General features: G+C 51.3%; 13 protein-coding genes and 1 riboswitch. Of the genes, 7 read left to right on the forward strand and 6 right to left on the reverse strand.

What is annotated here, in order from left to right:
- The first annotated feature begins 73 nt into the window (after positions 1-73).
- The 6 genes from HU731_RS14250 (at position 74) to ppa (ending at position 6564) form a co-directional block, all read left to right on the forward strand.
- Entirely contained in the window at positions 74-2455 is a 2382-nt protein-coding gene (locus HU731_RS14250; protein ID WP_186607238.1) for a hypothetical protein, read from the forward strand.
- 22 nt (positions 2456-2477) lie between these two features.
- Positions 2478-3503 (forward strand): hypothetical protein, encoded by a 1026-nt coding sequence (locus HU731_RS14255; RefSeq protein ID WP_186607237.1) that lies wholly within the window; start codon positions 2478-2480, stop codon positions 3501-3503.
- 345 nt (positions 3504-3848) lie between these two features.
- Positions 3849-4067 carry a hypothetical protein gene (locus HU731_RS14260; RefSeq protein WP_186607236.1) on the forward strand — a complete coding sequence of 73 codons (219 nt, stop codon included), beginning with the start codon at positions 3849-3851 and terminating at the stop codon, positions 4065-4067.
- Positions 4068-5083: 1016 nt separating this feature from the next.
- Positions 5084-5145, forward strand: a riboswitch (Fluoride riboswitch).
- Between the two features lie 138 nt (positions 5146-5283).
- Positions 5284-5667, forward strand: coding sequence for a fluoride efflux transporter CrcB (crcB, locus tag HU731_RS14265; protein ID WP_017337059.1), 384 nt, complete (start codon positions 5284-5286; stop codon positions 5665-5667).
- Positions 5668-5677: 10 nt separating this feature from the next.
- The gene (locus tag HU731_RS14270) at positions 5678-6031 is read left to right on the forward strand and encodes a putative PII-like signaling protein (RefSeq protein WP_073638063.1); all 354 of its coding nucleotides are present in this window, start codon (positions 5678-5680) and stop codon (positions 6029-6031) included.
- A 2-nt stretch (positions 6032-6033) separates the two neighbouring features.
- Complete coding sequence (gene ppa, locus HU731_RS14275) at positions 6034-6564, forward strand: inorganic diphosphatase (protein WP_096143185.1); 531 nt, start codon at positions 6034-6036, stop codon at positions 6562-6564.
- Positions 6565-6706: 142 nt separating this feature from the next.
- Here ppa and HU731_RS14280 read toward each other — a convergent pair whose 3' ends face one another.
- From HU731_RS14280 to HU731_RS14290, 3 genes are all read right to left on the reverse strand, one after another.
- Complete coding sequence (locus HU731_RS14280) at positions 6707-7240, reverse strand: NUDIX hydrolase (protein WP_186607235.1); 534 nt, start codon at positions 7238-7240, stop codon at positions 6707-6709.
- A 92-nt stretch (positions 7241-7332) separates the two neighbouring features.
- Complete coding sequence (locus HU731_RS14285; RefSeq protein ID WP_186607234.1) at positions 7333-8184, reverse strand: universal stress protein; 852 nt, start codon at positions 8182-8184, stop codon at positions 7333-7335.
- Between the two features lie 11 nt (positions 8185-8195).
- Complete coding sequence (locus HU731_RS14290; protein ID WP_186607233.1) at positions 8196-9683, reverse strand: SulP family inorganic anion transporter; 1488 nt, start codon at positions 9681-9683, stop codon at positions 8196-8198.
- 480 nt (positions 9684-10163) lie between these two features.
- On the opposite strand from HU731_RS14290, the gene HU731_RS14295 reads away from it, so the two are divergent.
- The gene (locus HU731_RS14295) at positions 10164-10715 is read left to right on the forward strand and encodes an arsinothricin resistance N-acetyltransferase ArsN1 family B (RefSeq protein ID WP_186607232.1); all 552 of its coding nucleotides are present in this window, start codon (positions 10164-10166) and stop codon (positions 10713-10715) included.
- Positions 10716-11136: 421 nt separating this feature from the next.
- On the opposite strand, the gene HU731_RS14300 is transcribed toward HU731_RS14295, so the two are convergent.
- The 3 genes from HU731_RS14300 to HU731_RS14310 are packed head-to-tail and all read right to left on the reverse strand — an operon-like array spanning position 11137 to position 13537.
- Entirely contained in the window at positions 11137-11373 is a 237-nt protein-coding gene (locus HU731_RS14300) for a thioredoxin family protein (RefSeq protein WP_186607231.1), read from the reverse strand.
- A 19-nt stretch (positions 11374-11392) separates the two neighbouring features.
- Positions 11393-12430 carry a permease gene (locus HU731_RS14305; RefSeq protein ID WP_186607230.1) on the reverse strand — a complete coding sequence of 346 codons (1038 nt, stop codon included), beginning with the start codon at positions 12428-12430 and terminating at the stop codon, positions 11393-11395.
- A gap of 27 nt (positions 12431-12457) precedes the next feature.
- Positions 12458-13537 carry an ArsO family NAD(P)H-dependent flavin-containing monooxygenase gene (locus tag HU731_RS14310; protein ID WP_186607229.1) on the reverse strand — a complete coding sequence of 360 codons (1080 nt, stop codon included), beginning with the start codon at positions 13535-13537 and terminating at the stop codon, positions 12458-12460.
- Between the last annotated feature and the right edge of the window lie 171 nt (positions 13538-13708).

Raw genomic sequence — 13708 nt, forward strand, 5'->3', positions numbered from 1 at the left:
TAGTAAAGTTTAGAAGAAACAAGAGAATGGAATCTCCGTGCTATTATTAAAAAATCGATGAACAGGGAATTTTATGGCATCTATTAGCGGCAGCAGCAGACACTCCATCCAGATAGCAGCCAACTTCATTAAAGACTGGAAGCGCGCCGAAGCAGAGAAAGTGCTTGAAAAGCTTATAAAGTCGATAGATAGAGAAGAATTAGTTTTGCTCTCTTCGGAGTTAAGAAAAATCACCGAGGAGGGATTTGAAAAAAAAAGAAAGAGGTCTCTGCTGAGCATCCTTGATGAACGAGTGAACGAGCTAACAATTGGCAGTGTTAACTCGACAGAGTCAGCCCTTACTCCTGAAGAGCTAGCGCTTGAATCTTACAAGGAAATGTTGGAAAAACTCAAAGAGCACCATATTTTTCAGTGGGCTACTCACTACCACGACGTGATGTCGTTCGTCTTTAAAGATCTTTGCATTACAGGCAAGGTGTTTAATCAGAATCAGTTTGATGCGGTTTCAAACTTGTTCTACGATCATGCTAAAGAAATTTGCCGTCGAGGAACAGAGTTCTCCTCCCTGAATGGTCTTGAGCCTCAAATAGTAAAGTCTAAAGCATTAGGCGGGTTTCTCAAGTTTTTGCTTTTAGCCATACAATTGTATCTTCGGCAACGTGAGAAAGCATCCACAGTTGAGGAGGTAAGAATCGCTTGGGCTACTTGTTCGAGCATCGTAAAAGGTGTGGTAAAAGGTTATGCCGCAGTTCTTAGTTGGAAAGCCCTCTTGGAGAATAGTGCATGGATACATGCTTTAGGTTTTCTTAAAGGTTCTGACGCAAGCTCGTTGCTTAAAGAGGCAGCAGATACAGTAGGTAAGAACCATTGTTTTTCAACGATCGCTCCGATGCTAATGGCGTTCGAGCTTATTGCCGATAAATCGCATGATATCGGGTTTTTAACGCCTAGTATAAGTCGAGTAGTTTCAGGCGTCCCACCTTTTCTAGAGGTGACAATGACACCAGCGTTAGGTGTAAATACGCATGAAGTCACAGTTTCCTGTTTCTTCAATGACGAAGTTTGTGGCCGCTGGGATTTAGATCGAGCGTTGAGTGCAAATCCAACAGTTTGTATAGCATGCCTTGACAAAGTAGTCAGTGAGTGGGTTGTGCAGAACGAGAAGAATGACGTAATAGATGTATCTGATGTTAAAAACGACGTTGCACATGCCCACGATACCGCAGCGGTAATCGCAAGCAAGATCGAAGATAGACTGGTTGCAAGTGTGGCAAAGTCTCGACAAGGGAGCCTAACAAGAAACTACGCAAAAGATTTTCCATTAGAAGATCCAAACCATCGCCAAATGTACATGGTTGAGCGATATACCGTGAAGCAACTTCTCGAAAGCGTAGCGAGCAAGACGGGAATTCATCTATGGTGCAGCGTACGCCGTTCAGGAAAAACGACAGCAGCGTTAAATTTTGGAGACAAATCCAACAGCTCTCTTGTCATCTTTCAAACTATGGACAATATGCGTCATCAGCCTCAATATACAATTTTTGCTGAGCGGATAGAATCAGCTCTCAGAGACGGCTCGCCAATTCCTAGAGATTTTTTTGAGAATCTAGTAAGTGAATGCCAAATGTCGACTGCATATGGTGATGAAGAGGAAGCGAAACGTATCTTTATCATTGACGAGTATGAGTCGTTGTTTGGTAAAATTGCTGCAATGAGTCGGCGGGACGAAGATCTGAGGCATTTGGTATGCCTTCCATTGCTTAGTCAAATGGTAAGTTTTGCCACTAAAAATTTAATTATTTTCATGGGGCAAAGACCTGACGCTCACTACATACTCTCTGCTCAAAATCAATTGAGCCCACTCGTTCAGCAGCTCGATTTCCCTCTTTTTGCACACCAGAAAAATGCACCTGACTCAGAATTTGCGGAGCTCCTCAAGCGAGTTCTTTCACAAAAGCTAAAATTTAACACCTCATTCGCTGATGCTGTGTACGAGGAAACCAGCGGGCATCCGTTCCTTACTGTAAACGTCTTGATTGATCTCTGTGACTGGTTGATTGATAACTATGCGTCTGAGTCAGAAATCGAGTTGAGCGGAGTTCAGTTTGAAAGCTTTACCCAGCAACGTCTGACCCATCATGCACTGAGAAATAGCAAATATTACGAGTTCTTCAGAAATATGCTCTCAGAGTATCTTGGCGAAGATGCGAGATATACTGATCCCTGGCTCTATTGCGTTGCAAACGTACTTAGGCAGATCTCAAAACAGCACCCAATTGCTTTGAAATGCACGATGGTAAAATATCGTCAGATTGCAGACGAGGCGGCTTATGGGCTATCTATTTCACGTGACCAACTGCTGACCAATGCAGTTATGGCAAACTTCTTAAAGGTAGAGAAAGGAAGCGTTAAACCGGGAATCAAGCTTATGGCTAGGATCGCAGGAACTCATTGATCACACAATCACGGACGTTGATATGAATATACAGAAGCTCATCACTGATATCCCTTGGGAAAGCAATGTAAACATCAGGTTTCTTTGGTTGAAGTCTGACGGAAAACCTCGCTCTTCGTTGGCCGATGAAATCCGTGCTCTTGGAGAGCAGGTTATTCTTCCTATTGTTTTGAGGGGGAACTTATTTCTCACTTCTAATGCTCTGATGGCCGATTTAGCTACGCTGATTTCTAGTAATGAACAAGAGTTCAGGGCGCTCAAAAACATTTCGCCAAGCCATCTTACTGTGGTGATCATTTCAAATGATCTGCTTTCTATACCTCAAGCAAGCTCCCCTGTATACCTGCCTGAATGGTTCCCTATTTTGGGCGGGAAGGAAATTTTCGTGAGAATCGAAGATGTATTCGATACAGCCCAACTGGCACCTCTGAATTCAGAAGGAGCGCGAATTGATCTGATTGCCAGCTTGCTCTTTGAAACGGAGTCAATAATGGTCAAAAGGCTTAGAAACGTCGCAGAGGCCAAAGAGGGAAAAGTCAGGGCGCTGATTGACTCGTTACGCGCAGAGGGCGAAATCAATGGGGGATCCACAGAATCTCACCTGACTAACTATGAAACTCATCTTGAGGGAGTTTCCGTTGCACGTGCATATCGTCCAGGCGCGAAATCGAAAAACTCTTTGCTATCTAAACTAATTTACCAAGTTCTCAAGAACTCGCCGGACTCGGTTGCGTCATTTTCGAAAAAACTGGCTGCTGCGCTTGCTATACAAACAATGCCAAAGCTAAAGCCAAGTCTATTTGGGGTCATGTTGAGGCCTTCGTTAGCTCTAGGAGACGCAGAAGCAAATAGCCATTTCGGGATATTAGCGTTTTACCAAGCCTATCAACTTATGAATGCTGCTGCACACGCGGGCGAATACCCGAGCTATCCTGCATCCCTTGTACTTTCTAATGCAAAAGATCTCGTTAGATTTTTAACAGACTTTCGGAATACACTTGAGTTCTCATTTTTAGAAAAAAACCAAGCTGAGGATGAAGTCGCGTAGGAGCGTGACCGTTCATAAGCACTCGTATCTGCGAGTGCTTACATCCTCTGACACCTCAACCTCTGGAATGTTTCGATAAGTTACAGCCCCCCTCCTTAATACCAAGTATTCATTGCATGCCGCTGTTGATGATGCGTGTCGCAGTTTTGGAGGTTCAGGTGCGGCACTGGAACTGACAGATTCGCCGGTCGCCCAGCTCAAGGGTCGTCGACTCGGCGGTTACCTAATTGCGGCAACCAACCCACTGTTTCCGCTGCGACGGCATATGCTGTAGCTGGTGAAGTGATTCCGGCAAGCGTCGTGTTCAGCTAGTCTCCCCACACCTGTCACTCAAGGACGATCCCCATGCCAGATATCTCTGAAGCCAACATAACCACAGCGGACGCTCTCACACTACTGCTGCACAATCAACACGCCCTAGCAGCGGCCCTTGAAGAAGTGACCAAATGGATCTCAGAGATTGGAGTGGAAAGTGTCTCCGCTAACGCAACGGGGGCCATGGAAACGCTGGACAACAATGCACGAGCCATCACCGATGCGATTATGCGCCTACGCCAGTTATAGGCATCATCTAACATCATCCCCCATAGGCTTCGCAGACGATAGACCAGAGCTGACGATCAGACAGTGGGGTCATAGGATCCGATGTCGGGCTCGTATTCATCAATAGATTGGCAACATAGTCCGAAGCGCGGCCAGAACCCAGATCCACCTGTAAACCAATTTTTTGACGTGTTAACCGCCGAGATTTACAGATCAAAAATTTAGTTTACAGATCCGAATTTTCGAAGCGCGCAGAAGGTCACCGGGTGTGTCTTGCTAGAACATTGAAGGCGACGGACGCTTGCAGACGCCTGTTGTACGAGACGGGTAGAATTTCAGACGGACTGATCCCAACAAAAAAGCCCTATTGGTTTGACGTCAAAGCGTAAGCAGCAGCCTGCGGCTGCGAAGGAGAGCGATTTCTCCTTGGCCCCCGGCCCACCCATTCCAACCTCAGCTTCACACAGCCCCTCAAACCGTGTGATCTAGAAGCCGTAAATATCAGATGTAAAAGCCGGTGGTAGTCTGTGGGAAAAGCGGCGTCTGAGCCACTGCCGCTTTTCTCTTGCTCTCAAATATAAGAACTCCGTCTCGCTTAAAAATTTTCAAGAGGGGGGGGGTGAAAATAAATTGGCGATTGCCGACGAACGGTTAATAAATTGCCTATTTGTCAATCTGAGTTTTCACTCAAACATCCTCGAAAACCTATAAAAAAGGCTTTAAAGCAGGCGAAAACGCTAACATTTATGAAATTTCGATTCACCAAGTGCGAATTTTGATCGCCTACAACCGCGCCCAGTAGCAGATACATTGACCATGTCGATCGTTTGTAACCGTCCGGCCAACTCACCTTCCTATCCACAATTTCTGGGACAAAAATCAGCAATCCTCCCTGGGTCAATTTTCAATCGGCAGGATGGGTCAGTTTTCAATCAGCGCCAACAATCAAACATCTTGCCTAGCCAAAAGGGCCTTCAGATCGCTTGCATGCAGCTGCTCTTGATGCCTATTGATACCATTGGCGCTGATGCTATAGGATCAGATCAGGAGATGGCATTCCTCCTTTAACCGCCTTCGTGCTGATGATGCCTACGTGAACCCTGGACAGGGTGCGTAGGTGCGCCTCCCTGTCCTCCATTTTAGGACAGGCTATGATCTTACCCTCCGAGTTTCCCTTTTCTTTCGGCGCGAGCCGCTTGCGAGTTAGTCCACTCAGGTCTGATGAGGTGGGCTCGCCATGCTGAAGTCATTAATGGTCATCGCCGTTGGTGCTTCACTTGGAGCCTGGTTGCGCTGGATATTGGGCATGAAACTGAATGCTCTGTTTCCTACGATTCCCCCAGGTACTGTGGTCGCGAACATGGTTGGGGGCTACATCATCGGCCTGGCCATCGCCTTCTTGGCCGCTTCTCCTACCCTCAGTCCAGAGTGGCGTCTCCTGATCATCACGGGTTTCTGTGGTGGGCTTACCACCTTCTCTACATTTTCAGCCGAAACGGTTGCCTTGATTCAGGAGGGCAGACTGGTCTGGGCGCTTGGCTCAATTTCGTTGCACGTTGCAGGCTCGTTAGCGATGACCGCTGCCGGGCTTCTGTCCTACCAAATGATTGGTACTCGCTGAGGAGATAGAAATGAAAGGCTATATGGTCGTTTTCTTCACCCAACAAAACCGTCGTTATCAGGGAAAGATGCTAGGCGAATGGATCGTCGACGTGGCTAAAGAAATGGGGTTGCGAGGCGCCACGCTCTGCACCGGAATCGAAGGGTTTGGGCACACAGGAAAACTGCATTCATCACACTTTTTTGAGCTGGCGGATCAACCCACGGAGATTCGCTTGGCCATCACGGAAGATGAGGCAGAACGATTGTTCAAACGATTGGACTCTGAGGAAATATCGGTGTTTTTCACGAAGACGCCAATCGAGATGGGCACCCTTGGAAAAACGCCCTCCAGCTCAACACCCTCCACAACTTCGGAGCTGTGAACATGAGTTACGCGGACATCCCAGCTGGCAACGCCATCCCCGATGACTTTTTCACCGTTATCGAGATTCCTGCAAACCACTCGCCGATCAAGTACGAGGTGGACAAGTCGAGCGGACAAATATTCGTTGACCGCTTTCTCAGTACACCGATGTTCTATCCGGCCAACTACGGGTTTATCCCGAACACGCTGAGCGACGATGGCGATCCGCTGGACGTCCTGGTGGTTTGTCCATATCCCGTCTCACCTGGAGTTGTCATCCGCAGTCGCCCGGTTGGTGTGATGTACATGACTGACGAAGCCGGAGCCGATGCCAAGGTGATCGCAGTGCCTCATGAAAAACTCAGCTCCATGTACATCGACGTAAAGGAGTGCTCAGACCTCCCTGCGTTACTCCTCGCACAGATCCAGCACTTCTTCGAAAACTACAAAGCATTGGAACCGGGTAAGTGGGTGAAGATGGGCCGCTGGGGCAGCGCCGATGAAGCGCGGGAAGAGATTCGCAAGTCGGTAGCTGCGTATATCCCCAAATAGACTTACGCCAGATTCAAATGCCTGTGTCGGAGGATCGCGCTGAGGTTCTTGCATTATGCTGGGCCTCAGTTGCTCCGATCATCAAATATCCGGGGAAACATATGCTGGGAATGAAGGAGCGATGTTGACTCGCCCATCCCCGTCAACGGCTGATTTGCACCAGCAACTCCGCAGCAACTTTTTTCAGCATGAAAGTTTCGCGGTGAATGGACTGCCCCATCGATGAGTCCTGACGCTGCATGACGGCTTCATTGTGCGTAATGGCTTCATGCAGGTTGATCCAGACAGGCCGCATACCATTAGCGATTTCGTGGCTTTCCATTCTCACGGGCTCTAGCTGGGGCGCTACTTCGCATTGATAAAAATGCGAGGTCATGTGCATCAGATCGTACTGTGGCTTCCAGTAGGGCCGGTACTCCTCGATGTAACCGTAGTGCTGGAGCACCTGTATTTCACGAGCACCAGTCTCTTCCTCAAGCTCGCGCTTCAGACCTGTGACAATGTCCTCGTCACCATCAAGACCGCCACCAGGAAAGCTGAAGTCGTTATAGCGCTCTGTGAACAGCAGCAGAATCTGTTCACCCCGCATCACGATGCCGCGTGCTGCATGTCGACGGAATACTCTGCCCTGCTTGGATTTCAGCTCGGGGTGAACAATTTCAGTTATGAGTTGCATGTGGTCTCGTTACGGCAAGATCAGTTAGTCATCGTCCAGGGTGGCCACGGCATTTCCGCAGTTCTGGAAATACTGTGGCCAGTGGAACTGGCTCAGCGAAGCAGCAATACGGGTAAAGTGGATGTTCGCAGCATCGTCGTGGTCGTGCTGCCTACCAGAAACTGCCTGATGCGTGAGTGCCCGTACGCCCCCATGACCAAGAGGTCAATGCCGTGCTCTGCCTGATACTCATGAAGTACCGACTCTACTTCGCCTGGGCGGATCTCGGCATGCACTAGCGAGTCAGAAGAGGCAAGTGTGGTTCGTGCTTTCTCCAGCTCGTTCTGGTTCTCTTCAGAGTCCGTACCAACCATGACGATATGAATTGGCAGGCCTTCGCACAGCGGGCTTGAAGCAAGCATCTGTACGGTCTTGTGGCCTGTAGCGCTGCCGTCAAATGCCACCATGACCGTTTCAGGTTTCCTGAAATGGCTGGTTGTAATCAGGATGGGGCGGTGGATAGTTCGGACTACTGCTTCAATCTGGCTGCCAAGACTCTGGGCAGTGCGAGTGCTGTCCTCACCGGCTCTTCCAATCACCAGTAATCGAATATCGTCTTGGAGATCGCTCAGGCTCTCGACGAGATGGCCATGGCGCTGCTTCAGATCAGGTGACATGGCGCCAGAGATGACTGTTCGCTCGCGAGCTTTTTCAAGCATGTGCTGCCCATGCTCCAAGGCCAGTTTTGCACGCTGTGCATCCAGCGTGGCCAACTCTTCCAGTAGATGTTCTCTGCTACCGAGACCGATATTGCCGCTGAGGTCAGCGGATGCAGGATATTTTTCCTTATCCAGCACATGAAGCAAGGTCAGGGGAGTGCTGAGTCGTTGCGAGGCCCATGCTGCGTAATCGCAGACCGCCAATGAGGATTGTGAGTTATCAATGCAGGCCATTACATGGGTCATTGTCGTTCTCCTTAGTGGCTCATTAGCTTGTCGATGGCACCAGGTTTGTCATGCACGCCGAAGCGGTCAACGATTGTGGCGCTGGCCTCATTGAGACCGAGCACTTCTACCTCGGCGCCCTCGCGGCGGAACTTAATAACCACCTTATCCAGCGCTGCGACGGCGGTGATATCCCAGAAATGCGCCTGCGTGAGATCGATGGTGATCTTGTTGAGCGCTTCCTTGAAGTCAAAAACTTCAGTGAACTTGTCTGCAGAGCTAAAGAACACCTGGCCCACGACGTGGTAAGTCCGATGCGATTCCGTCTCTTCCAGAGTGCTCTTGATATCTAGGTAGTGCCCGACCTTATTGGCGAAGAACAGCGAAGCCAGCAGCACACCTACCAGTACGCCGTAGGCCAGGTTGTGAGTGGCCACGACGACCACAACGGTCGCCACCATGACGAGGTTGGTCGACAGCGGATGCTCTTTCAGATTGCGCAAGGAATCCCAGCTAAAGGTGCCGATGGACACCATTATCATTACAGCAACGAGTGCCGCCATAGGGATTTTGGAGAGCCATTCGCCAAGGAATACCACCATCAGCAGCAGGAAAACGCCGGCACACAATGTCGAGAGACGGGTGCGGCCACCAGATTTCACGTTGATGATCGACTGGCCGATCATGGCACAACCTGCCATGCCGCCAAGCATGCCGGCAGCGATGTTGGCCACACCCTGGCCTTTGCACTCGCGGTTTTTGTTGCTGGTGGTATCGGTCAGATCGTCGACAATGGTCGCGGTCATCATTGACTCTAGTAAACCCACTACGGCCAAGGCAGCCGAGTACGGGAAAATGATGCGCAGGGTTTCAAAAGTCAGTGGAACTTCAGGCCAGAGGAAGATCGGGAGCGTGTCAGGCAGTTGGCCCATGTCACCGACGGTGCGGATATCCAAACCGAGGTAAATGGCGATGGCAGTCAGCGCCAGGATGCACACTAACGGTGACGGAATCAGCTTGCCGATCTTCGGTACGTATGGAAACAGGTAGATGATCCCGAGGCCCGCTGCCGTCATGGCGTAGACGTGCCAGGTGACATTCGTAAGTTCCGGCAACTGTGCCATGAAAATCAGGATCGCCAATGCGTTTACGAAACCGGTGACTACCGACCGTGAAACGAACCGCATCAACGAGCCAAGCTTCAGGTAGCCGGCAAGGATTTGAAGTACGCCACATAGAAGGGTCGCGGCCAGCAGATACTGAAGTCCGTGCTCTTTAACCAACGTAACCATGAGCAGCGCCATGGCGCCGGTAGCCGCCGAGATCATTCCGGGGCGCCCACCGAAAAAGGCGATGACAGCACAGATACAGAAGGAGGCGTAGAGACCGACTTTGGGGTCTACACCGGCGATGATGGAAAAGGCGATGGCTTCCGGGATAAGCGCGAGTGCGACCACTAACCCCGCGAGCACGTCGCCACGGACGTTGGAAAACCACGTTTGTCTAAGTTTTTGCAGCATAGAAAATATCCAAGGCAAAGCATCGCGCACGCCATGGGAACGGCGAGCGAATCGATACAAATTCAAATTTTGAGGATTTTTTGCTGTGTGCTTAAGGTGAAAAACCAGGCGTACAGCAGTGCGCGCCCGCGAGCGAAGCTAGCGGAAGCAAGGTGTTGCGAGGGGGCGTAGCGCTAAGGCGGCGTAGGCTGCCAGTAGATCGTTTGGCGTACAGTCATGCTAGTGTTCCTGTAGCTCAAGGGTATGCAGAGCTGGCACTATACCTCAAATTCCTTTTCAATTGCGACCGAATGTCAAGCTCTAAGTGGATTTCATAGCGTACAGGATGCTGACGGTTTACTGCGGGCAGTAGACTCCTACCAGCCCACTCTTGATCAACATCTGTGGCGCTAAACATGCTTTCGGTAGCACCGCCAGAACGCCATATTGAATATGGTGATCGGAAAAGTAGTGTCTACGTTTTGAATTAAGGCGACTTCAATGGTCTCGAAGATTCGTACGGCGGCGGTAGCAGATGCTGAAGCCATCCAGCGCATTTACGCCCCCATCGTTTCAACAACGGCGATCTCGTTTGAAGAGACTCCGCCAAGCACTGAGGAAATCGCTCAGCGAATAGCGACGACACTTCAGACATATCCCTACCTGGTGGCCGAAGAAGGTGGGGAGATCAAGGGCTACGCCTATGCCAGCCAGCACCGCGCACGTCCGGCATACCGATGGGCCGTTGACGTAACGGTGTACATAGCCGAATCGGCTCGCCGTCAGGGTATTGGCCGTGAACTCTATGAGACCTTGCTTCCGATCCTTGAAAAACAGTGCTTTCGCGCAGCTTATGCCGGAATCGCACAGCCCAATGAAGGCAGTGTGGGGCTGCACGAGTCGCTGGGATTCGTCCATATCGGCACATATCCGGAGGTTGGCTTCAAGCTTGGGAAATGGCACGACGTCGGCTACTGGCGGCTCGGACTGTGCCAGGCAACCCCTCCGTTAGAGCCTGTTCTTTTCCCGGAGCTTGAAGTCGCATCACAGTAGGCGCAATCGACTTGCGTTGAGAGCCATCAGGCTCCGCCGTTGAGATAGCTTTGGACTTTGTTGACTACACCTCAGCGGTGCGGGTTACTCCGATCAACGTAGCGGAGGCAAGCCCCGTCCACCAACCGCCGTAGCCCTCCATCCACAGATTGGGTGAATCAACACTCCGGTTTTCATTCACAGCGACTTTGCCGCCATCGCCGATGATACCCAGGCTGCTCAGGTGGTCGACAGCCGGAGAAAATCCAGTACACCAGATGACGACATCGATCTTCGTCTCGGCTCCCGACGAACACCCGTTGAAATGAAATGCGTGAATGGCCGTACCGCGTTCAACACGCCGCGTTCGCGAGCTTCCTTTACGGTGCACGATACAATGCCGCGCAGCTCCCCACTGTGGCCTGAGGAGCCTCTAGTCCCTCTAAGCGCTGAGCCACTCTTCAACCTTGTCACGGGTCGGGATGCCCCCTGAGTGAACAACCTTTCCATCAATCACAACACTCGGGGTGGACATGACCCCGTAGCTGACGATCTGTTGCATGTCTTCGATTTTTTCCAGCCTTACGGGGATGCCTTTCGCACTCGCCACTTGTTCGATGATGGTTACTGTCGATTTGCATTTTGCACAACCGGTGCCAAGCACCTTGATGTCTTTCATAAAAACCTCGGTAGGTGGATTACAAAGCGAAGTTGAAGACGTAACCAACGATGAGAATGCCGACGGCGACGACCCCAATGAAGGTGGCTATCAGGCGAACTTTAAGCACCTTGCGCAAAATCACCATCTCCGGAAGAGATAGAGCGATGACACTCATCATGAAGGCCAGCACAGTGCCCAGTGCCGCGCCCTTTGCGAGTAGTGCCTGCACAATGGGGATGATGCCTGCCGCATTGGTATACATGGGGATGCCGATAAGAACCGCGAGGGGAACCGACCACCAGGCTTCCTTGCCCATGAAACTGGCCATGAAATCCTCTGGCACATACCCGTGAATGCCCGCGCCAATGGCAATACCGGCGAGGATGTAAGGCCAGACTTTTCCGACGATTTCACGCACGCTGCCAACCCCGGCACTTATCCGCTCATACAGGGGCATGCGTGTGTCCCCGGCAGTTGCCTGGATCCTGGGCATTTCACGAACCCAATCTTCCAGATAGGCCTCCATTTTCAGGCGGCCAATGACCCAGCCAGCCACAATCGCAATAAACAACCCTAGGCTGAGATACAGCAACGCAACTTTCCAGCCGAATAAGCCAAGCAGCAGTGTCAGCGCGACCTCATTCACCATGGGCGCAGAAATGAGGAAGGAGAACGTCACCCCCAGGGGCACGCCAGCTTGAACAAAACCTATAAAAAGAGGAACCGCTGAGCACGAGCAAAATGGGGTAAACACACCGAGCGAAGCCGCCATGACATTGGCCGTGCCCTCGCTTCGCCCTGCCAATATTGCGCGGGTGCGTTCAGGCGTGAAATGGGAGTTGAGCATGCCCATCAGGAACACGATGCCCGTCAACAGCATCAACACTTTGGGCGTGTCGTAGAAAAAAAACTGTAAGGCGCCTCCAAGGTGGCTATTCCGATCAACTGGAAGCGCTGCGACCAAAGCCTCTGAAACAGGAATAAGGGCTTCATACAATCCGAACCAGGCAAGCGCTGCTGCCGCTAAAAACAGGCGGGGATTTCGCGCAGGCCAGCGCACGATCATGTCGTTCATGTCCTCTACTCCTGAGGCTTAGGCGCGCTAGGCCATGGATGGATCGCCAAGACAGGTCGCGATCTCATTGACGGTGCTGCGTGCGGTGCGTGTGACACCAATCAGCGTCGCGGAAGCCGAGCCTGTCCATTCGCCATAGCCCACCAGCCATAGTCTTGGCTCGTGGATCGAATGAGTGCCTTCGACCTCGACACGGCCTTCGGTGTTGATCACTCCCAGCGGCTCCAAGTGCTGAAGTGCGGGCCTGAATCCGGTACACCAGATGACAACATCCACGGCAGTTTCAGATCCGTCGGCCCAAATAACGCCTTCACGAGTGAAACTTTCAAATGGGCGTACAGATTTTAAAGCTTCGCGTTCACGGGCTTCTACAACGGGCGGTACCATGACAATGTCGCCCAACCCGCCGATGGGCTGGTCAATGACGCGCCCCTCCTGTTGAGCTTTCAAGCGCTGAGTAGCCCGTTCGAACAGCACCCGTCCATCCACTTCATCAGGCAAAAACACAGGTTCAGCAGGCGTTACCCAAGTAGTCTCAGCGACTTTGGAGACTTCCGCCAAAATCTGCGCTCCTGAATTACCACCCCCCACCACCAGAACCTTCTTGCCAGCAAATGCATGCGCTTCAACATAGTGCGCGGAGTGAAGCTGACGACCGGCGAATAGCTCGGCATTAGGATAGTGAGGGATATACGGATTGCTCCAAGTACCGGTAGCGCTGATTACAATCTTGGCATCCCAATACTTGGCGTCAGAGCGTACTCGTAAGCCAGACTCTATACGCTCTACAGAAATAGCCCGAACCGGGCGTTCAACCGGGAATTGGTAGCGCTGCTCATATTGACTGAGATAGTCGATCACATGATTTCGTGTTGGGTAGCCTTCCTGCGCTGGAGGCATCATCCAGCCAGGTATCGAACTCCAGGTGGAGGGTGAGAATAAACGCAGCGAGTTCCAGCCATGCCGCCAGGCACCACCGGGCCCTTCCTCGGCGTCGAGGATGACAAACGACAGTTGAGTTCGGCGCAGAAAATACGCCACTGCCAAAGCTGACTGCCCCCCGCCAATGATGACTACGTCTAGTTTGTCGCGGGCCGAATGAGTCATGGGGGGAAACCTTAAGTCGATGCTGAACTGTCGCCAGTATAGAGACCCAAGAACGAATCCAGTCTGATCTCGATCATCTGTTGAACATGCTAAAGCTGCCGTTGGTCAGCCGGCAATTAGGCCTCATGCAAACAGTGAGCGCGGATTGGCCACCGCCAATGAGCACTACAT

This window comes from Pseudomonas salmasensis (assembly GCF_014268375.2).
GTDB classification, from domain to species: domain Bacteria; phylum Pseudomonadota; class Gammaproteobacteria; order Pseudomonadales; family Pseudomonadaceae; genus Aquipseudomonas; species Aquipseudomonas salmasensis.

Coding starts and splice junctions, on each gene's coding strand:
- HU731_RS14250 (WP_186607238.1), top strand. CDS start 74: ATGGCATCTATTAGCGGCAGCAGCAGACACTCCATCCAGATAGCAGCC.
- HU731_RS14255 (WP_186607237.1), top strand. CDS start 2,478: ATGAATATACAGAAGCTCATCACTGATATCCCTTGGGAAAGCAATGTA.
- HU731_RS14260 (WP_186607236.1), top strand. CDS start 3,849: ATGCCAGATATCTCTGAAGCCAACATAACCACAGCGGACGCTCTCACA.
- crcB (WP_017337059.1), top strand. CDS start 5,284: ATGCTGAAGTCATTAATGGTCATCGCCGTTGGTGCTTCACTTGGAGCC.
- HU731_RS14270 (WP_073638063.1), top strand. CDS start 5,678: ATGAAAGGCTATATGGTCGTTTTCTTCACCCAACAAAACCGTCGTTAT.
- ppa (WP_096143185.1), top strand. CDS start 6,034: ATGAGTTACGCGGACATCCCAGCTGGCAACGCCATCCCCGATGACTTT.
- HU731_RS14280 (WP_186607235.1), bottom strand. CDS start 7,240: ATGCAACTCATAACTGAAATTGTTCACCCCGAGCTGAAATCCAAGCAG.
- HU731_RS14285 (WP_186607234.1), bottom strand. CDS start 8,184: ATGACCCATGTAATGGCCTGCATTGATAACTCACAATCCTCATTGGCG.
- HU731_RS14290 (WP_186607233.1), bottom strand. CDS start 9,683: ATGCTGCAAAAACTTAGACAAACGTGGTTTTCCAACGTCCGTGGCGAC.
- HU731_RS14295 (WP_186607232.1), top strand. CDS start 10,164: ATGGTCTCGAAGATTCGTACGGCGGCGGTAGCAGATGCTGAAGCCATC.
- HU731_RS14300 (WP_186607231.1), bottom strand. CDS start 11,373: ATGAAAGACATCAAGGTGCTTGGCACCGGTTGTGCAAAATGCAAATCG.
- HU731_RS14305 (WP_186607230.1), bottom strand. CDS start 12,430: ATGAACGACATGATCGTGCGCTGGCCTGCGCGAAATCCCCGCCTGTTT.
- HU731_RS14310 (WP_186607229.1), bottom strand. CDS start 13,537: ATGACTCATTCGGCCCGCGACAAACTAGACGTAGTCATCATTGGCGGG.